This window comes from Bacillus sp. AP8 (assembly GCF_000321185.1).
GTDB lineage: Bacteria > Bacillota > Bacilli > Bacillales > DSM-1321 > Bacillus_AD > Bacillus_AD massilioanorexius.
This window is the reverse complement of sequence record NZ_CAPG01000038.1, coordinates 74,009-94,192: the sequence shown is the minus strand read 5'-3', so window position 1 is coordinate 94,192 and position 20,184 is coordinate 74,009. Positions and strand designations below refer to the sequence as shown.

The 20,184-nt window shown below is 34.4% G+C and carries 18 protein-coding genes and 1 other annotated feature; all 18 genes read left to right on the top strand.

The features are described from left to right. Positions 1-64: 64 nt before the first annotated feature. The 18 genes from mraY to ileS all read left to right on the top strand — a co-directional run bounded on the left by mraY (position 65) and on the right by ileS (position 20,133). Positions 65-1,042 (top strand): phospho-N-acetylmuramoyl-pentapeptide-transferase, encoded by a 978-nt coding sequence (mraY, locus tag BN349_RS11190; protein ID WP_019242402.1) that lies wholly within the window; start codon positions 65-67, stop codon positions 1,040-1,042. Then, positions 1,043-2,395 (top strand): UDP-N-acetylmuramoyl-L-alanine--D-glutamate ligase, encoded by a 1,353-nt coding sequence (murD, locus tag BN349_RS11185; RefSeq protein ID WP_019242401.1) that lies wholly within the window; start codon positions 1,043-1,045, stop codon positions 2,393-2,395. It begins immediately after the preceding gene. A gap of 230 nt (positions 2,396-2,625) precedes the next feature. After that, on the top strand, positions 2,626-3,729 hold the full coding sequence (spoVE, locus tag BN349_RS11180; RefSeq protein ID WP_019242400.1) for a stage V sporulation protein E: 1,104 nt from the start codon (positions 2,626-2,628) through the stop codon (positions 3,727-3,729). Positions 3,730-4,133: 404 nt separating this feature from the next. Then, positions 4,134-5,231, top strand: coding sequence for an undecaprenyldiphospho-muramoylpentapeptide beta-N-acetylglucosaminyltransferase (gene murG / locus BN349_RS11175; protein ID WP_019242399.1), 1,098 nt, complete (start codon positions 4,134-4,136; stop codon positions 5,229-5,231). Between the two features lie 121 nt (positions 5,232-5,352). Beyond that, entirely contained in the window at positions 5,353-6,147 is a 795-nt protein-coding gene (locus BN349_RS11170) for a cell division protein FtsQ/DivIB (protein ID WP_019242398.1), read from the top strand. Between the two features lie 505 nt (positions 6,148-6,652). Continuing rightward, on the top strand, positions 6,653-7,942 hold the full coding sequence (gene ftsA, locus BN349_RS11165; protein ID WP_019242397.1) for a cell division protein FtsA: 1,290 nt from the start codon (positions 6,653-6,655) through the stop codon (positions 7,940-7,942). A gap of 36 nt (positions 7,943-7,978) precedes the next feature. Continuing rightward, entirely contained in the window at positions 7,979-9,112 is a 1,134-nt protein-coding gene (gene ftsZ / locus BN349_RS11160; protein WP_019242396.1) for a cell division protein FtsZ, read from the top strand. A gap of 565 nt (positions 9,113-9,677) precedes the next feature. After that, positions 9,678-10,604 carry a sigma-E processing peptidase SpoIIGA gene (spoIIGA, locus tag BN349_RS11155; protein WP_019242395.1) on the top strand — a complete coding sequence of 309 codons (927 nt, stop codon included), beginning with the start codon at positions 9,678-9,680 and terminating at the stop codon, positions 10,602-10,604. Between the two features lie 45 nt (positions 10,605-10,649). After that, a complete protein-coding gene (gene sigE / locus BN349_RS11150) occupies positions 10,650-11,369 on the top strand; it encodes an RNA polymerase sporulation sigma factor SigE (protein WP_019242394.1) in 720 nt (239 codons plus the stop codon). A 570-nt stretch (positions 11,370-11,939) separates the two neighbouring features. Continuing rightward, complete coding sequence (gene sigG, locus BN349_RS11140; RefSeq protein ID WP_019242392.1) at positions 11,940-12,719, top strand: RNA polymerase sporulation sigma factor SigG; 780 nt, start codon at positions 11,940-11,942, stop codon at positions 12,717-12,719. 131 nt (positions 12,720-12,850) lie between these two features. Beyond that, positions 12,851-13,120, top strand: coding sequence for a YlmC/YmxH family sporulation protein (locus tag BN349_RS11135; protein WP_019242391.1), 270 nt, complete (start codon positions 12,851-12,853; stop codon positions 13,118-13,120). 97 nt (positions 13,121-13,217) lie between these two features. Next, positions 13,218-14,039: a peptidoglycan editing factor PgeF gene (gene pgeF, locus BN349_RS11130; protein WP_019242390.1), complete on the top strand. Its 822-nt coding sequence runs from the start codon at positions 13,218-13,220 to the stop codon at positions 14,037-14,039. 1 nt (position 14,040) lies between these two features. Beyond that, positions 14,041-14,724 carry a YggS family pyridoxal phosphate-dependent enzyme gene (locus BN349_RS11125; protein WP_019242389.1) on the top strand — a complete coding sequence of 228 codons (684 nt, stop codon included), beginning with the start codon at positions 14,041-14,043 and terminating at the stop codon, positions 14,722-14,724. 14 nt (positions 14,725-14,738) lie between these two features. Then, entirely contained in the window at positions 14,739-15,191 is a 453-nt protein-coding gene (locus BN349_RS11120; RefSeq protein ID WP_019242388.1) for a cell division protein SepF, read from the top strand. Between the two features lie 4 nt (positions 15,192-15,195). Next, positions 15,196-15,459: a YggT family protein gene (locus BN349_RS11115; protein WP_019242387.1), complete on the top strand. Its 264-nt coding sequence runs from the start codon at positions 15,196-15,198 to the stop codon at positions 15,457-15,459. Positions 15,460-15,572: 113 nt separating this feature from the next. Beyond that, positions 15,573-16,349, top strand: a complete 777-nt coding sequence (locus BN349_RS11110) for a YlmH family RNA-binding protein (protein ID WP_019242386.1) — start codon at positions 15,573-15,575, stop codon at positions 16,347-16,349. A gap of 93 nt (positions 16,350-16,442) precedes the next feature. Continuing rightward, complete coding sequence (locus tag BN349_RS11105) at positions 16,443-16,943, top strand: DivIVA domain-containing protein (protein ID WP_019242385.1); 501 nt, start codon at positions 16,443-16,445, stop codon at positions 16,941-16,943. A 53-nt stretch (positions 16,944-16,996) separates the two neighbouring features. Next, positions 16,997-17,229: a binding site (T-box leader), on the top strand. 135 nt (positions 17,230-17,364) lie between these two features. After that, entirely contained in the window at positions 17,365-20,133 is a 2,769-nt protein-coding gene (gene ileS, locus BN349_RS11100) for an isoleucine--tRNA ligase (RefSeq protein WP_019242384.1), read from the top strand. Positions 20,134-20,184 lie beyond the last annotated feature (51 nt).

Below are 20,184 nucleotides of genomic sequence, written 5' to 3'. Positions count from 1 at the left end.
GCCTAAAACTAAGTACATTATGAAGTAAATCGTTTTACGCACTAGGAAAGGGAGTCAAAGAAGAATGATGGAGCAAGCAATATTTTTTACAATACTAACAGGATTTATAATTACGGTACTTTTATCTCCTGTTTTTATTCCTTTTCTAAGACGCTTAAAGTTTGGTCAAAGTATTCGTGAAGAGGGACCACAATCTCATCAGAAAAAATCAGGAACACCAACAATGGGTGGTTTAGTCATATTATTATCGATAACAGTAACTACTCTTGTTATGGTAGCGAAATACGATGAATTGTCTACAAATATCTTTTTACTATTATTTGTAACATTAGGCTTTGGGTTACTTGGATTTTTAGATGATTTTATAAAAGTAGTTATGAAAAGAAATCTTGGATTAACTTCATTACAAAAATTAATCGGGCAGATTGTTATAGCAGTTATTTTCTATATCGTTTATAAGAATACATCAGGCTTTTCACCAGAAATCATGATTCCCGGGACAGACATTGCGATAAACGTTGGCTGGTTTTATGTAGCTATCGTTATATTCTGGCAGGTAGGTTTCTCAAACGCAGTGAACTTAACTGATGGGTTAGATGGTTTAGTTTCCGGAACAGCAGCAATTGCTTTTGGTGCGTTTGCTGTACTTGCTTGGAATAATGCTCAGTATGATGTGGCTGTATTCTCAGTAGCTGTTGCAGGAGCATTATTAGGATTCCTCGTTTTCAATGCACATCCAGCGAAGGTGTTTATGGGAGATACAGGTTCTTTGGCACTTGGAGGAGCACTTGCTACTGTAGCGTTATTAACGAGTGCAGAACTATTACTTGTTATTATTGGAGGAGTATTTGTTATTGAAACTCTTTCCGTTATTATTCAAGTCACTAGTTTTAAAACAACTGGAAAAAGGGTATTTAAAATGAGTCCCCTTCACCATCATTATGAATTAAGTGGATGGTCTGAGTGGAGAGTTGTTGTGACTTTTTGGACAGTTGGATTATTATTTGCTGTTCTCGGAATCTACTTGGAGGTGTGGATGTAAATGAAGACGCCTGAAACATATTTACGAAAAAAAGTTCTTGTACTTGGATTAGCGAAAAGTGGTGTAAGTGCTTCAATGCTTTTGCATAAACTAGGAGCATTTGTAACGGTTAATGACCAAAAGCCATTTTCTGAAAACCCAGATGCTCAAGGCTTACTAGAGCACGGCATAACTGTAATTTGTGGAGAGCATCCTTTAGAACTATTAGATGAAGGATTTCAGCTAATTGTGAAAAATCCTGGTATTCCTTATAGTAACCCGTTAGTAAAAGGGGCAATTGAAAGAGGAATTTCTGTTATTACAGAAGTTGAGCTTGCTTATCAAATAAGTGAAGCATCAATAATCGGTATCACAGGTACGAATGGCAAGACAACAACTACAACACTCATTCATGAAGTATTATTAGCTGCTGGAAAGAAATCGTTAATTGCAGGAAATATCGGAACAGTTGCTTCTGGTGTTGCAATGGAGGCTAAAGCAGAGAATACGATTGTTATGGAACTTTCATCCTTTCAATTAATGGGAATAGAAACATTTAAACCTGAAATTGCATTAATTACTAATTTGTATGAAGCACATCTTGATTATCATGGTGATGTTGAATCATATGCCGCGGCTAAAAGCAATATCGTAAAAAATCAAACTAGTGCAGATTATTTTGTTTATAATGCTGACCAAGAAAAAGTTGAAGCAATAGCAAAACAATCTCAAGCTACAATTGTACCTTTTTCTACAAAGAAGATCATGAAAAATGGTGCTTATGTGGAAGATGGCTGGATTAAATTTAAAGAAGAACGTGTTATCGCTTTATCTGACATTGTTTTACCAGGAGAGCATAACTTAGAAAATATTTTAGCTACCGTTGCTGTATGTAAACTAAAAGGTGCGGATAATGAAGCCTTTTTTAAAGTGTTAACAACTTTTCCAGGAGTGCCCCATCGTTTACAGTTTATAGCAAATGTTAACGGTAGAAAGTTTTATAATGATTCGAAAGCAACTAATATTTTAGCGGCTACAAAGGCATTAAATTCTTTCTCTCAACCAACAATTCTACTAGCTGGTGGCTTAGATCGAGGTAATGAATTTGACGAATTAATGCCTGCATTAAAAAATGTAAAGGCCGTTATTACATTTGGACAAACAGCGGGAAAAATTGAAAGAGTGGCTAAGGAAGCAGGTATACCGACTATTAAACGTGTCGATACTGTTAAAGAGGCTGTGCCAGTTGCTTATGAGTTGTCAGCAGAAGGAGATTGCATTCTTTTATCCCCAGCATGTGCTAGCTGGGATCAATTTAAAACTTTTGAGGTAAGAGGAAGCATTTTTGTTGAGGCTGTGCATAAGCTAAAATAAGAGCTTGTTCAAAATGATAAAAACTAGTGTAAAAAGATCGTAGATAATATTAAAATGGTCTTTTTACATGCAGTACATACGTTTTATTTTACTACTAGAAGGTTTTACAACGAGAGTGAAGTGACATACGAAAAATAGTGAAACTGATATTTTTTGTATGTTCATTCTTGATGTAAGCCTTTTTTTAGTAAGAGTATAGGCTCTAATCTTTCCATCAGAGGTGTAGAACTGTGCACACAAAAAAAGGCCAACCGGATATCGTATTGATCATTATAACACTAGCCCTGCTATCAATTGGTTTAATTATGGTTTATAGTGCAAGCGCCATATGGGCAGCATATAAGTTTGATGGTGATTCTTTCTTTTTTGCTAAGCGTCAATTCCTATTTGCTGGTGTTGGAGTAGTTGCCATGTTTTTTATTATGAATATTGATTATTGGACATGGAGAACATGGTCAAAGGTTTTTATCATTTTTTGTTTTATATTATTAATCATTGTTCTAATACCAGGGATCGGGATGGAACGCAATGGATCTCGAAGCTGGATAGGAGTTGGAGCATTTTCTATTCAACCATCTGAATTTACAAAATTAGCAATGATTGCTTTCCTTGCTAAGTTCTTATCTGAGAAGCAAAAATATATAACAACGTTGAAAAAAGGATTAATGCCGTCTTTAGGAATTGTCTTTTTTGCCTTTGGAATGATTATGCTTCAGCCAGATTTAGGGACGGGAACAGTTATGGTTGGTACATGCGTAGTCATGATATTTGTTGCTGGAGCAAGGATTAGGCACTTTGTATGGTTAGTGTTATTAGGCGTTGGTGGATTTGTTGCGTTAATAGCATCAGCACCTTATAGAATAAAGCGTATAACCTCCTTTTTAGATCCTTGGGAAGATCCTCTAGGTAGTGGTTTTCAAATGATACAATCACTTCTTGCCATAGGACCAGGGGGATTATTTGGATTAGGTCTGGGACAAAGTCGTCAAAAATTTTTTTATCTACCAGAGCCTCAAACTGATTTTATATTTGCTATCTTATCAGAAGAACTGGGGTTTATTGGTGGAAGCTTTGTGATATTATTATTTTCATTGCTATTATGGCGTGGAATACGAATTGCAATTGGTGCTCCAGATCTATACGGAAGCTTTTTAGCAGTTGGAATTATCAGCATGGTAGCCATTCAAGTTATGATTAATATTGGTGTTGTAACAGGTTTAATACCTGTTACAGGTATTACTTTACCATTTTTAAGCTATGGTGGATCTTCGTTGACCTTGATGCTCCTCGCTATTGGAGTACTATTAAATATTAGTAGATATTCACGATACTAGTAAAGCATAAAGGGGTAGCAAGGGTACTAAGAATACTCTCTTTTAAGAGCAGTAAAGTATCCGATAAAGGTTTTGTTAAAGAAAAGGTGCCAAACAAATGTTAAACCATTGTTTGGCACCTTTTTACATGTTAGTCTTGAAAAAGTCACTTGAGATTTTCCATTCATAAAAGGATGTTTGATGCTTGGCAAAGAATCATTTATTAATTAAAAAATAACAGAGACATTTAATGGAGCTTAAATTTAAATTACTGAAAAAGGATACTTTTTCTAAAAAAAGTGCTACAATACAAAACGTTAACCTAGAGAAATTAAGTTTATTTCTATTTTATTGATTCCTTCTAAAGGATTCTATTATATAGTAAAATGGTGTATAGGTTATGAAAATATGTATGAGGTGAATTTATGAAAATCGTAGTAAGTGGTGGTGGAACAGGAGGGCATATCTATCCAGCGCTCGCTTTAATTAGAGAAATCCAAAAAACTCACAAGGACTGTTCTTTTTTATACATTGGAACAGAAAAAGGATTAGAAAGTAAGCTTGTACCAAGAGAAAATATTCCATTTAAGTCGATATATATTACAGGATTCAAACGAAAAATATCTTTTGAAAACGTTAAAACCGTATTTCGTTTTTTAAAAGGCGTATCAGATAGTAAAAAAATACTGAAGGATTTTGATGCTGATATTGTCATTGGGACGGGTGGTTATGTTTGTGGTCCCGTTGTTTATGCGGCAGCTAAATTAGGTATTCCGACTATCATTCATGAACAAAATAGTGTACCTGGTTTAACAAATAAATTTTTAAGCCGATATGCAAATAAGATTGCTGTTTGCTTTGAAGAAGCTAAATCTTTTTTTCCTAATACGAAGACAGTATTGACTGGTAATCCAAGAGCCTCAGAGGTTGTATCATATTCTGGCAAGAAGGGATTAGAAACTGTTGGACTCGATCCAAATAAATCTACTGTTTTAGTAGTAGGAGGAAGTCGAGGAGCACGCCCAATCAATGAAGCGGTACTAAAAAGCATGTCATTAATTGAAGAAAAACCATATCAATTATTGTATGTTACAGGTGATGTTCACTATGATAAAGTAGCCGAAGAAATGAATTTGATTGGAAACCCTAACAATGTTGTTGTTAAACCTTTCATTCATAATATGCCAGAAGTATTAGCGGGAGTTGATTTAGTTGTAGCTCGTTCTGGTGCGACCACTTTGGCAGAATTAACAGCTCTAGGTGTTCCAAGTATATTAATACCAAGTCCTTATGTAACGAATAATCATCAAGAAAAAAATGCGGACTCTCTTGTAAAACAAGGAGCAGCCATTATGATTCTTGAAAAAGATTTAACAGGAAATAAATTAGTATCAACGATGGATCAAATTCTTTTATCAAAACAGCAACTGGCGGATATGAAGAAAGCTGCTAAAGGATTGGGCATTCCGGATGCAAGTTCTAAATTGTATCGTTTGATGGTAGACATCGTAAAAGCTAAGTAAAAAATAAGTGTAAGCGTTGGATAGGTTTAATACGTTTACATATTTGAAAATAGGGTAATTAAAAAAGTTGAAATGTAGATATACAGAAAAAATTGTGTTACTGACACAAGAGGTGATGTAAGTGGAGAAAGGAAATATTGTATCTTTAGAAGATCGAATTCCAAAATTAAAACAAAGAAGAAAAAAGAAAGCGAATAGAAGAGCAATTATTCTATTATCCTTTTTCTTCTTATTACTTATTCTTGTGCTTTATTTTCTTTCACCTTTAAGCAATGTTGGCGAAGTGGATGTATCTGGAAATCGCTATTTACCTGAAGAAACAATAGTGTCAGTAAGCGGAGTTTCTAACCAAACGAGTATTTGGAAATTAGATAAAGAAGCTGTTAAAAAGCAAATTGAAGATTTACCTGAAGTTAAGAAAGCGACAGTTTCAATAAAGTTACCAAATTCCGTTCATATTCAAATTGAAGAATATCACCGTATTGGCTATTTGATGAAAGATTCGAATTACTATCCTATCGTATCGAGTGGAACATTATTAGAACCATTAGAAAAAGGGGAGATTCCAGTTCTTGCACCAGTGCTAATTAATTACAGTGAAGGTGATGAACTCCAATCGATCATAGGAGCTTTAGAAGAGCTACCAGCAGAGATAAATAATGCTATTTCTGAAATTCATCATGAGCCAACGAAAATGGATTCTTATCATGTAAGAATTTATATGAATGATGGCTATGAGGTAAGTGCGACATCAAGAACTTTAGCAGAAAAACTTGTACATTATCCGTCGATTATCAGTCAACTTGATCCAAAACAAAAGGGAGTCATTGATTTAGAGGTGGCAACTTTTTTCAGACCTTTTAATTCAAATGCCTCCGAGCAGTCTGATAAAAAAGATGAGAAAAAACAGCAATAAAAATCAATGCTAAATACAAGATTTTGAAGATGTTAAAAATGCTTGATTCATATAGAATTACGGAATCGTTTGGTATAATATGGTGTTTTGTATTATGCTTATCCACGATGTTAGGATGTAATGATTATGATTATTTAGCATTTTTGACATTTTTTTTTTCCAATCCTGTTTTAGCGGCAAGTTTATCTTTTCTATGAGTAAAACTTGGTGTAGACTAATAATTAGTAACAGTCTTTGCACAAGCTATATGGCTGTTGCAGAACATTGTTAAACTTTTAATGCATATTACTTTCCAATTTTTCTTCAAAGAAAAGCGCATAATCCGATAAATAAGTATGTATATTATCAAATAATTTTAATGTTGTAAAAGGAATTAAAAAACCTTTGACGAAATGATACATAATAGTGTTTTGCTAACATTGATACTATTTTATTATTAGTTAGTTTAAAAGATTATTAGTATATTGTTTTCTTATATAATTTTTGGTTAAGGAGGTGCCATGGAATGAGCAACAACGAAATATATGTTAGTCTTGACATCGGTACATCCAGTGTAAAAGTAATCATTGGAGAAATGGTTCATGACACTTTAAACATACTAGGTGTTGGTAACGTTAAATCGGCAGGATTACGTAAAGGAGCTATTGTCGATATTGATGAAACCGTTCATTCTATTAGAAAAGCGGTTGATGAGGCTGAACGTATGGTCGGTATGGAAATTAAAAAAGTTGTAGTAGGTATTAGTGGGAATCACGTCTTACTTCACCCATGTCATGGAGTTGTAGCTGTTGCTAGTAATAATAAAGAAATCACACAGAGTGATGTACATAGAGTTAGAGAAGCTGCAGAGGTAATGACGATTCCTTCTGATCGTGAAGTAATAGATATTATTCCGCTTCATTACAAGGTCGATGAATTGGATGAAATTAATGATCCAAGAGGCATGATAGGTGTACGCCTTGAAATGAAAGGGATTCTTATTACAGGGTTAAAAACACTGCTACATAACACACTTCGTTGCGTTGAAAGGGCAGGATTGGAAATTGTTGAAATAGCATTACAGCCATTAGCAGGTGGGTCGCTTGTTCTTTCGAAAGACGAAAAGGAACTGGGTGTAGCATTAGTTGATATTGGTGGTGGCTCTACAACAGTTGCTGTATTCGAAGGTGGTTCATTAATCTCGTCTATTGTTATTCCAATTGGTGGAGAAACCATTACAAAAGATTTATCTATTGTCCTTCGTACAACCATGGAAGATGCAGAGAAATTAAAAGTAAAATATGGACATGCTTTTTTCGATGATGCTTCAGAGGACGAGATTTTCGATGTGCCGATTATTGGTAGTGATCAAAAACAACCATGTAATCAGTTAATGCTAGCAGAAATTATTGAAGCACGATTAACAGAAATTTTTGATTTAATTATTGATCAATTGAAAAAACAAGGTTTTCATGATATTCCAGGTGGATTTGTATTGACAGGTGGAAGTGTTAAGATGCCTGGTGTACTTGATTTAGCTCAATATGTATTCCAAAATCGAGTGAGAACAGCAGAACCAAACTATATTGGTGTAAGAGAACCTCAATATACAACAGCTGTTGGTTTAATAACACATACGTGTCAAAAAGCACGACACTTAGGAGTTTCTTTCGGAAATACAGCGGTTCCTCATACTGAAAGTCATGAGATGCGCCCAATTCGTCAAGAAGAAAAAGTGGCAGCACAGCCTAAAAAAATTAAAGACCCTAACGAAAAAGGAAAATTTAAAAAGCTTTTAGGGTATTTCTTTGAATAAAGAATAGAAAGAAACTAGCGGACTAGGAGGATTAACATGTTAGAGTTTGAGTCTAATTTAGATGCATTAGCAACGATAAAAGTAATTGGCGTTGGTGGAGGCGGTAACAACGCTGTTAATAGAATGATTGAGCATGGTGTACAAGGTGTAGATTTTATTGCAGTTAATACAGATGCACAAGCGCTTAATCTATCAAAAGCAGAAGTGAAAATGCAAATTGGTGGAAAATTAACAAGAGGTTTAGGAGCAGGTGCGAATCCTGAAGTAGGAAAAAAAGCAGCTGAAGAAAGCAGAGAGCAAATTGAAGAAGCACTACGTGGTGCGGATATGGTATTCGTTACTGCTGGTATGGGCGGCGGTACTGGAACAGGTGCAGCACCAGTTATTGCAAATATCGCTCGTGAGCTTGGAGCATTAACTGTTGGTGTAGTAACAAGACCATTTACTTTTGAAGGTCGTAAGAGATCCACTCAAGCACAAGGTGGTATTTCTTCAATGAAAGAGTCCGTTGATACGTTAATTGTTATACCAAACGATCGCTTGTTAGAAATCGTAGATAAAAATACACCAATGTTAGAAGCATTCCGTGAGGCGGATAATGTTCTTCGTCAAGGTGTACAAGGTATCTCAGATTTAATTGCTGTACCTGGATTAATCAATTTAGACTTTGCAGATGTGAAAACAATAATGAGTAACAAAGGTTCTGCATTAATGGGAATCGGTGTTGCTTCTGGAGAAAATAGAGCGGCTGAAGCGGCTAAAAAAGCTATTTCTTCACCGTTACTTGAAACTTCAATTGATGGAGCTCAAGGAGTGCTAATGAACATTACAGGTGGCACTAACTTAAGCTTATTTGAGGTTCAAGAGGCGGCTGACATTGTGGCAACTGCTTCTGATCAAGAAGTAAATATGATTTTTGGTTCTGTGATTAACGAGAATTTAAAAGACGAAATAGTTGTAACTGTTATTGCAACAGGCTTTAATGAAGCTGCTATCCAACCAAAAACAAATAATCCAACTCTTGGTCAAACAAGACCAACAATCAACCATAATACAGAAAAAGTGAGGCATTCAAGAGTGGAGTCTACGGAAACAACGAGAATTCCAACTTCGGTTTCTGACGACGCTTTAGATATTCCTACTTTTTTACGTAATCGTAATAGAAAATAAAAGAAGTCTTAAAAAGAGGCTGGGTCAAAAGTTTCGTCAATTGACGACTTTTTACCCAGTCTCTTTATTTATTTATTTAGAAAAAGCTTCTAGTGAAATTGGTACGAAAATGAGCTAACAGTTACGTTATATAACGTCTGTTGGCTCATTCTTTTGGAAAGTCTGTTTTCTAAAAGATTGTTAATTTATAGTTTTGGTAAAAAAATCAATTGATAAAAGGATGGTTGATTGGAGCGCAAAGCACCGCGGAAAGCAAACATCCTGAAGTAGAATTCAATCTATCATTACTACTTTCTGATATCCAAATGTTAAAAAATCTTTGGAAATGAATAGAGACCTCCTGGTTCACACAACAAACAAGGAGCATTTTGATCTTCTGATAGATGGTTAGATTTCTGTATTTTTTATTCAAAAGATTGATTCGAAGAGTATTTCTATCTATTGTAATTTATCCGACAAAAATCTAAAAAAAAACTCCTTTTTATTGCTCATAAAGTGACATACTTTTCCAAATGAGATGAGTTATACTTCAATCAACAGAACATTTCCAATTGGAGGGTGACGTTTGGTTGCGTATTTGGACTTGATTGTGTTATTAAATGGCTGCTTTGATTGTTTGCTTCTCTATTGGACTTCTATACTTTTAAAACGAAAAGTAACCTATAAACGAATTTTTTTGGGTGGTTTATTAGGTTCTCTTCTAATTGTATTTTCTTTTTCACCTTATTATTACTTAGGTAATTCTGTTATAGTGAAAATTTTATGTTCTTTATTAATGGTTTGGATTGTTTTTGGCTATGTAAGATTGAAGCTCTTTTTAAAGTCTGTTTTAACGTTTTATATGATTACTTTTTTATCAGGCGGAATATTAATAGGTATTCATTTCTTGTTTGCATATAAATTTATAGCGGAGGATACAGGGTTTTTTTATACGACCAAAAGCTATGGAGATCCGGTAAGCTGGTTATTTGTTATGATTGGTTTTCCTCTAGCATGGATTTATTCGAAGAAAGTGTTTAGTGATATGGAAATGGATCAAGTATTACATAAAGAAATTGTTGACGTCATGATAAAGATAAAAGATCATACAATCTCATGTAAAGGATTGATTGATACTGGTAATGCCTTATATGAGCCAATTACTAATATCCCCGTTATGATATTTTCTATATCAAACTTTTTAAAGGAAATTCCTGAGGATGTTGTAAAGTTGGTAATCGATTCCGCATCTGAGGAATTTTTATCGAGTCATTTGTATTGCTCTTGGGGAGAGCGTCTGAGAGTAATTCCATATAAAGTAGTAGGTAATGAGCAGCAATTAATGGTGGCATTTCGGCCGGATTGGATACAAATCGTTCAAGGTAATCAAAAAGGCTTAGTAGAGAAAGGGTTAGTTGGCTTAACTTTACAAACATTATCCCACGATGGGCAATATCATTGTATTGTTCATCCAAGAATGATGATTTCATTGCAAAATCAAAATGTCTCTTAATAACACTATACTCTCATTTTAGTATTTTAGAAGGAGGATTTTTTGGTGAAAAGATGGTTTTTTAAATTAACATATTATTGGTATAAATTAAGAATAAAATTGGGATTAAAAACGGATGAAATTTATTACATTGGTGGTAGTGAAGCATTACCTCCGCCCTTAACAAAAGAAGAAGAAGAGGTATTAATTCATAAGCTTCCTAATGGTGATCAAGCGGCGAGAACAATTCTTATCGAAAGAAACTTACGTTTAGTTGTATATATTGCACGAAAATTTGAAAATACAGGTATTAATATAGAGGATTTAATTAGTATTGGGACAATTGGATTAATAAAAGCAGTTAATACGTTTAATCCGGAGAAAAAAATAAAATTAGCTACATATGCATCCCGTTGTATTGAAAATGAAATTCTTATGTTTTTAAGAAGGAATAACAAAATTCGCTCTGAAGTATCTTTTGATGAGCCGCTTAATATTGACTGGGATGGAAATGAATTATTGCTATCAGATGTTTTAGGAACAGAGGATGATATTATAACGAAAGATTTAGAAGCGAACATTGATCGTAAGCTCCTTACAAAAGCGCTGTATCAATTATCGGATCGAGAAAAGCAAATTATGGAGTTGCGCTTCGGATTAATGGGAGAGGAAGAAAAAACACAAAAAGATGTAGCAGATATGCTTGGAATATCACAATCCTATATATCTAGATTAGAGAAAAGAATTATAAAAAGATTACGTAAAGAATTCAATAAAATGGTGTAATCAAATAAAAATCGGCAGAGATTGTGACATATTCTCTACCGATTTTTATTTTTGGTTTCTTTGATAAAGTTTTTTTGGAATACTATATCGACGGAACAAATTTGTAAATAGAGGCTGAGTCGAATTCTGCTCCATAAGGATACTATCTTTCCGTACACAGTGAGTATCATCTGCACATTGTGCTGTTCCTGTATTAGCCGCTACTACCAACTTATTTCATTACAATAATCTGTTAGAAAAAAACTTTCAAAATTTCGATTGATTTTAATAAAATAGGATGAAAATCGGTGAGACTTTTGTTGGGGAATTGACTGTTTTGGCTAATCACTCTCCCGAGGAAAGATGAATGGATGGAAATATGATTATAAGCATGTTTTTTAAGTATGAGGAAGAGTTCTATAGTAGATAAGATAGGTAGTGGCTTACGCTCTTTCTGAGTCTGGCCATTCTCATTTTTTCGGAAAAATATACCCTTCATTTCAATATTTTTGTTAATGGCCATTGTGCATATTTTTTCCTTGCAGGGAGATACTGAATTTTGTACAGCACCCCTGTAAGGAGGGAGATATTTTGTCTCGAAATAAAGTTGAAATATGTGGTGTAGATACATCGAAGTTACCGGTTTTGAAGAATGAAGAAATGCGGAAACTGTTTAAAGAATTGCAAGCAGGAGATCTCACTGCAAGAGAAACACTCGTTAATGGCAACTTGAGACTTGTGTTAAGTGTTATTCAACGATTTAACAATAGAGGAGAATATGTCGATGACTTGTTTCAAGTAGGGTGTATTGGATTAATGAAATCAATCGATAATTTTGATTTAGGTCAAAATGTTAAATTTTCAACATATGCTGTACCGATGATTATTGGTGAAATAAGAAGGTATTTAAGAGATAACAATCCGATTCGTGTTTCACGTTCTTTACGTGATATCGCCTACAAAGCTTTGCAGGTAAAAGAAAAATTGATGAGTCAAACATCCCGTGAACCAACTGCTGAGGAAATTGCAAAAGTATTAGATGTTCCGCATGAAGATATTGTTTTTGCGCTTGATGCCATACAGGATCCAGTTAGTTTATTTGAGCCGATTTATAATGACGGGGGCGATCCAATTTATGTTGTGGATCAATTAAGTGATGAGAAGAACAAGGATACTTCATGGATTGATGAAATTGCCTTAAAAGAAGGGATGAGAAGGTTAAATGAGCGTGAAAAAATGATTATTCGGAAAAGATTCTTCCAAGGAAAAACACAAATGGAAGTTGCGGATGAAATTGGAATTTCACAAGCTCAAGTTTCTCGCTTGGAGAAGGCAGCGATTAAACAAATGAATAAAAATATTCAGCACTAGTATTAATTATTACCTAAAGCTACTCACTCTAGGATATTCTTTGAATATTGTAGAGTGAGTGGCTTTTTTAAATTCATTTTCACTTGTGTGACTTCATATATTGTAAAAAATGCTCAGGGGGGTTTTTTCAAATGGAGAGAATATCAGAATTTCAGTTGAAGGACATTATAAATCTTTCAGATGGGAAAAAACTCGGTACATTACAGGATTTAGATATAGATTTGGTTACTGGACAAATAAATGCAATCATTGTTACTCCAAATGGAAAATGGATGACTTTTTTTCAAAGAGAAGAAGAAATCATTATCCCATGGAGAAAAATTAAGAAGATAGGGAAAGACATTATTTTTGTCGAATATGTCACATTAACAACCATAAATGGAGAAAAAGAGGAATTATAACAATACCTCTAGGTGAGGCAAGAGCATATATGATAAAATGATAAAAAATAATCATGTTATTTGAAATTCAATAGAAAAATGAAAAAGGATTGTCGTTATGGGTGAAATATTTATAAAACAAGAGAAACAGTTCTTTTCAATAAAAGAATGGTCAAATATAGATAAAAATCTTATTGTTGGTTTTACAACCAAAAATGGTGGAATTAGTATAGGGGATTATCAATCTTTAAATTTAGGTTTTCATGTTGGAGATGAACAACAGAGTGTTGTGAAAAATAAGGCAATACTTGCAGAACGAATCAATTTCCCATTAGATCATTGGGTAGCAGCTGAACAAACCCACAAAACAAATATTAGACGTGTGACAAAGAAGGATAGAGGCTTAGGGTCTTATGACTATTCTACTTCTATAAAAGATACAGACGGCTTATATACAACGGAAGAGGGCATTCTATTAACGCTTTGTTATGCGGACTGTGTTCCAATCTATTTTTATGCTCCAAAACAACACTATATTGGTGTTGTACACGCAGGCTGGAAGGGTTCCGTTGCTGGGATTGCCCTTGAAATGGTTCAGAAGTGGCAAGCTGAAGGAGTTCCTATAGAGGATATTTTTGTTATTATCGGACCATCAATTTGTCAAAATTGCTATATTGTTGACGATAAAGTAATAGAACAAGTCGATAAAACAGTGGAAGATGTCAGTAAAAAACCATATAATTTAATTAGTAAAGGTCAATACCGATTAGATTTAAAAAAGCTAAACCAGCAATTGTTATTAAGAGCTGGGGTGAAGCATATAGCCATTACGAATTTATGTACATCATGTGACGAACTCGAGTTTTTTTCCTATAGAAGAGATGGTGGAAAAACGGGAAGATTAATGAGCTATATTGGATGGAAGGAGGATCTTCTTTAAAGTGAAAGTCATAGATAACTTGAATGTCATTCGAGAAAATATAAAACAAGCTTGTGAAAAAAGCGGTAGAAAAATTGAAGATATAAAGATTATTGCTGTTACAAAATATGTTTCATCTGAAAGGGCACAAGAAGCTTTTAATGCGGGAGTTCTCGATTTAGGTGAGAATAGATTGGAAGGTCTTGTTCAAAAACAAGAAGCTTTAGAACAAGGTCCGAAATGGCATTTTATTGGTTCGCTTCAAACAAGAAAAGTAAAAGATGTTGTCAATCGAGTTGACTATATTCATTCCTTGGACAGGCTTTCTCTTGCTAAAGAAATACATAAAAGAGCAAGTAAACCGATAAATTGTTTTGTGCAAGTCAATGCCTCTGGAGAAGAATCAAAGCACGGTCTTGCACCAGATGAGGTTGTTCCATTTATCAAAGATCTTAAAAAAGAGCAGTTAGATCACATTAAAGTAGTAGGTTTAATGACAATGGCTCCATTCACAGAAGATACTTCTGTACTTAGAAGCTGTTTCAAAAAAATGAAAGAATTACAACAACAAGTTATACAGCTTCAATTGGAAAACGTACCATGTAATGAATTGTCAATGGGTATGTCAAATGATTATGAAATTGCGATCGAAGAAGGCTCAACATTTATTCGTATAGGAACTGCACTAGTCGGTGAAGATTCTTAAGGGGAGGAAATAAAATGTCAATTGGTTCAAAATTTAAATCATTTTTTGCGCTTGAAGATGAATATGAATATAGAGAAGAAGCAGTCGAAGAAGAAAGAGAAACTGAAATCCCTATAAAATCATCAAAAGCACAGCATACTTCAAATTCGACAGCACAAAATGTAGTTAGTTTGCAAAGTGTTCAAAAAACGTCAAAAGTTATCTTGATGGAGCCAAGAGCATATGCAGAAGCACAAGAAATTGCGGATCATCTGAAATCTCGTAAGGCTGTAGTTGTGAATTTGCAAAGAATTGCTCATGATCAAGCGAAACGAATAGTAGATTTCCTAAGTGGTACGGTGTATGCTATTGGTGGAGATATACAAAAAATAGGCACAAATATATTTATTTGTACTCCTGATAATGTTGATGTATCTGGAACGATTTCTGGTATACTTCAAGAAGAGAATGAAGATTTAAGGTGGTAAATGAATGGGTTTAGTATTAACGGTTATACTTCAAATTGTAAGAATATACTCATACGCACTAATTGTGTATATATTAATGTCATGGTTTCCTGGTGCGCGTGAATCAGTCATTGGACAATTTTTAGCTCGTATTTGTGAGCCATACTTGGAAGTGTTTAGACGTTTTATTCCACCACTTGGAATGATTGACTTTTCACCAATCGTAGCGATCATTACGTTGAATTTTGCTTCAATAGGTTTGGTTGAAGTATTTAAGATGTTTTTATAAGGGTTGAGAAAGACTAACCAACAAACCAAACCTAGAATTTGTTGAGTTAGTCTTTTTTACTTGTATGTACATAATGTAATGTGCTGCGAGTTGAATGTTAGAAAGGAAATATCATGAGTATATATCAACATTTTCGCGATGAAGAAAGAGTTTTTATAGACACGGTTTTGCAGTGGAAAGATAATGTTGAAACGTATTATTCGCCAAAATTAACATCTTTTCTAGATCCTAGAGAGCAACAAATTTTAGCAGCTGTAATTGGAAGTCACAGTAATGAATGCAACTATGTGTTCTTTGGTGGATACGAAAATGCTGAAAGGAAGAGAGCTTTTCTATTTCCGGATTATTATGAAGCAAATGAAGAAGATTTTCAGCTAACATTATTCGATGTCTCTTATAATAAAAAATTTCATGAATTACGTCATCAACAAATTTTGGGTACATTAATGTCATTAGGAATAAAAAGAGAAAAGTTTGGTGACATTCTTATATCAGAGCAAGCTACTCAATTAATTGTTGCTAATGAAATTAGCGATTATATTGAAATGAATATGACGAAAATAGGACAAGCCTCTGTAGTCTTAGTTCGTAAAGAGCTTAAGGAGATTGTTACTGTCTCTAATGAATGGCAACTAGCTACTACCACTTGTACCTCAATGCGACTCGATAATGTAATTTCTACAGTTGCGAATATTTCTCGTAGTAAAGCCCAGGCTTTAATCTTAGGCAGTAAAGTGAAGATTAATCACACACTTACTGAAAAAAGTGACTTTGAATGTCAGCAGGGAGATATAATTTCTGTAAGAGGATTGGGAAGATATCGAATTATGGCTATTGATGGAAAGACAAAGAAAGATAAATGGAGAATAGAATACGGAAGGCAAAAATAATTGTAATATTTGCAGGATTTACAAAAAGGCTGTCGAAACGTAGAATAATAGTTAAAGAATATAAACGATTTTAATAATAACGGAGGTGTACCAATGCCATTAACGCCGCTTGATATACATAATAAAAGTTTTAATAAAGGATTTCGTGGTTATGATGAAGACGAAGTCAATGAATTTCTTGAGCAGGTAATGAAGGATTATGAACTAGTTTTACGTGAGAAGAAGAACTTAGAAGAGAAACTTTTAAATGTTCATGAAAAATTAGGTCATTATAATAATATAGAAGAAACGTTGAATAAATCGATTCTTATTGCTCAAGAAGCAGCGGAAGAAGTAAAGAGAAATGCGCAAAAAGAATCAAAACTTATTATTAAAGAAGCAGAAAAAAATGCGGATCGTATTGTAAATGAATCGCTTTCTAAAGCAAGAAAAATAGCTATGGAAATAGAAGAACTAAAAAAACAAGCAAAAGTATTTCGAACACGATTTACAATGCTTGTTGAAGCACAGTTAGATTTAATAAAAAATGAAGATTGGGATCATTTAATGGAGTTTGAAAATGATGCGACTGATGTTTTATTAAAAGATGAGTAGTTGTAATATTGACTATTCCTTTAGTTATCGTTTATAATTCCAACAAGATTATATTTTAAACGTTGATAGGGACAGTAAGTTTCTTCGTACACTTACACTATAGCGAATCGGGGATGGTGAAAGCCCGACGTAAGTGAAGAATCTGAAGATCACCCTGGAGTTCTTAGATGAAATATTGATTTGTAGTAGTTTAAGCGTGTAGTTCGCGTTAAGAATGTAGAGCGGATGTTAATTATTTAACATTTACTAGGGTGGTACCGCGGGAACAAGTCTTCTCGTCCCTTTTGGGGATGAGAAGGCTTTTTTGTGCTTTGCAAAAGGATAAGCGCTATAGACTAATGGTTACTTTGTTAACAAATGATTTTTTTGTACAAAATGTAATCATAACAAATCTGCTTATTAATTTTAGGAGGTAGTAGAGATGGAATACAAAGATACTTTATTAATGCCAAAAACAGAATTTCCAATGCGTGGAAATTTACCAAAAAGAGAACCTGATATGCAAAAAACATGGGAAGAAATGGACATTTATAAAAAAGTTCAAGATCGTACAAAAGGACGCCCTATGTTCGTTTTACATGATGGCCCTCCATATGCAAATGGAGATATTCATATGGGTCATGCCTTAAACAAAATCTTAAAAGATTTTATCGTTCGTTATAAATCAATGAGTGGATTTAATGCACCTTATGTGCCTGGATGGGATACACATGGTCTACCAATTGAAACAGCTTTAACGAAAAGCGGTAAAGTAAACCGTAAAGAAATGACTGTAGCTGCTTTCCGTAAGCTTTGTGAAGAATATGCTTATGAGCAAATTAATCGTCAACGAGAACAATTTAAACGTCTTGGTGTACGTGGTGATTGGGAAAATCCATATATCACTTTAAAGCCAGCATATGAAGCACAGCAAATTAAAGTATTTGGTGAAATGGCTAAGAAAGGCTACATTTACAAAGGTTTAAAGCCTGTTAACTGGTCACCATCAAGTGAATCTGCACTTGCTGAAGCTGAAATTGAATACAAAGATAAGAAGTCTGCTTCAATTTACGTAGCATTTGATGTAACAGATGGTAAAGGAGTACTCGAGGAAGGAACTAAATTTATCATTTGGACAACAACTCCTTGGACAATTCCAGCAAACCTTGGTATTTCTGTTCATCCACAACTTGATTACGTTGTAGTTGAGGTAGAAGGAAATAAATATGTTGTAGCGAAAGACTTGCTTTCAGCTGTTAAAGAAACAATTGGTTGGGAAGAAGCAACAGTTGTTAAAACGGTTAAAGGTAGAGAATTGGAATATATTATTGCGAAGCACCCATTATACGATCGTGATTCATTAGTTATGTTGGGTGAGCACGTAACAACAGATGCAGGTACTGGTTGCGTTCATACAGCTCCTGGACATGGGGAAGATGACTTTATTGTCAGCCAAAAATACAAACTAAAAACTTTATGCCCAGTTGACGAAAAAGGACATATGACAGAAGAAGCACCTGGATTTGAAGGTATGTTCTATGAAAATGCAAATAAAGCAATTGGTGAAGCTCTAGAAGAAAAGGGCGCCTTATTAAAGCTTTCATTCATTACTCACTCGTACCCGCATGATTGGAGAACAAAGAAGCCAACAATCTTCCGTGCGACAGCTCAATGGTTTGCTTCTATTCATGATTTCCGTGATGAGCTTCTAACAGCTATTAAAGAAACTAAATGGTACCCTGCATGGGGTGAAACTCGTTTATTTAATATGGTTCGTGATCGTGGTGATTGGTGTATTTCTCGTCAAAGAGCTTGGGGTGTTCCAATTCCAGTATTTTATGGAGAAAATGGTGAGCCGATTATCACTGATGAGACAATTGATCATGTTTCTAACCTTTTCCGTGAACATGGTTCAAATGTTTGGTTTGAACGTGAGGCAAAAGATTTATTGCCTGAAGGCTTTACTCATGAAGCAAGTCCAAATGGCGTTTTCACAAAAGAAACAGACATTATGGATGTTTGGTTCGATTCAGGTTCTTCACACCAAGCTGTTCTTGAAGAGCGTGAGGATTTAGTAAGACCAGCTGATTTATATCTAGAAGGTTCTGACCAATATCGTGGTTGGTTTAACTCTTCTTTGTCAACTGCAGTAGCAGTGACTGGTAAGGCTCCATATAAAGGTGTACTAAGCCATGGATTTGCTTTAGATGGAGAAGGACGTAAAATGAGTAAATCATTAGGAAATACAATTCTTCCATCAAAAGTTATGAATCAATTAGGAGCAGATATCCTTCGATTATGGGTTGCTTCTGTTGATTATCAGGCTGATGTTCGTGTATCGGATGCTATCTTGAAACAAGTAGCTGAGGTATATCGTAAGATCCGTAATACATTCCGTTTCTTATTAGGAACATTAGATGGTTTTGATCCTAAAGTTGATTCATTAAAATACGAAGAATTAGCTGAAGTAGATCAATACATGTTAGTGAAGCTAAATAAATTAATTAAAAATGTTAGAAATGCCTATGATGAATATGAATTCGCAGTTATTTATCATAATATCAACAATTTCTGTACGTTAGATTTAAGTGCATTCTACTTAGATTACGCAAAAGATATTTTATACTGTGAAGCACCAAATAAAGATCAAAGAAGAGCTATTCAAACCGTTCTGTATGAAGTTCTTGTTTCATTAACAAAACTTGTATCACCAATTCTATCACATACAGCTGATGAGGTTTGGCCGTACATTCCGAATGTGGAGGAAGAAAGTGTTCAGCTTACAGATATGCCAACATATCAATCACTTCCAAACGAAGCAGAGCTTGAAGAAAAATGGAGCAAATTTATGCTCATCCGTGATGATGTTTTAAAAGCATTAGAAGAAGCGCGTAATGCAAAAGTTATTGGTAAATCGTTAAATGCAAAAGTTTCGATGTACGTTGATCAAGATACAAAAGTATTCTTAGAGACAATTAAAGAAAGTTTTGAACAACTTTTCATCGTGTCTCAATTTGAAATCGCTGGAGAACTATCAGAAGCTCCTGCGGATGCAACTAAATTTGAGCATTGTGCCATCGTAATCTCTAAAGCAGAAGGAGAAACGTGTGAGCGTTGTTGGAATGTGACAGAAAGTATAGGTCAAGATAGTGACCATCCAACTTTATGTCCTCGATGTGCATCAGTTGTAAAAGAAGCATATAATATGTAATACTTCAAAGCGAGCTGGCTTATTTGTTAGGCCACTCGCTTTTTTTCACTT

What these genes read in the sequence shown, in the direction of transcription:
- mraY (WP_019242402.1), top strand. Translation starts at nt 65, where the DNA reads ATGATGGAGCAAGCAATATTTTTTACAATACTAACAGGATTTATAATT.
- murD (WP_019242401.1), top strand. Translation starts at nt 1,043, where the DNA reads ATGAAGACGCCTGAAACATATTTACGAAAAAAAGTTCTTGTACTTGGA.
- murG (WP_019242399.1), top strand. Translation starts at nt 4,134, where the DNA reads ATGAAAATCGTAGTAAGTGGTGGTGGAACAGGAGGGCATATCTATCCA.
- ftsA (WP_019242397.1), top strand. Translation starts at nt 6,653, where the DNA reads ATGAGCAACAACGAAATATATGTTAGTCTTGACATCGGTACATCCAGT.
- ftsZ (WP_019242396.1), top strand. Translation starts at nt 7,979, where the DNA reads ATGTTAGAGTTTGAGTCTAATTTAGATGCATTAGCAACGATAAAAGTA.
- BN349_RS11135 (WP_019242391.1), top strand. Translation starts at nt 12,851, where the DNA reads ATGGAGAGAATATCAGAATTTCAGTTGAAGGACATTATAAATCTTTCA.
- pgeF (WP_019242390.1), top strand. Translation starts at nt 13,218, where the DNA reads ATGGGTGAAATATTTATAAAACAAGAGAAACAGTTCTTTTCAATAAAA.
- BN349_RS11120 (WP_019242388.1), top strand. Translation starts at nt 14,739, where the DNA reads ATGTCAATTGGTTCAAAATTTAAATCATTTTTTGCGCTTGAAGATGAA.
- BN349_RS11115 (WP_019242387.1), top strand. Translation starts at nt 15,196, where the DNA reads ATGGGTTTAGTATTAACGGTTATACTTCAAATTGTAAGAATATACTCA.
- BN349_RS11110 (WP_019242386.1), top strand. Translation starts at nt 15,573, where the DNA reads ATGAGTATATATCAACATTTTCGCGATGAAGAAAGAGTTTTTATAGAC.
- BN349_RS11105 (WP_019242385.1), top strand. Translation starts at nt 16,443, where the DNA reads ATGCCATTAACGCCGCTTGATATACATAATAAAAGTTTTAATAAAGGA.
- ileS (WP_019242384.1), top strand. Translation starts at nt 17,365, where the DNA reads ATGGAATACAAAGATACTTTATTAATGCCAAAAACAGAATTTCCAATG.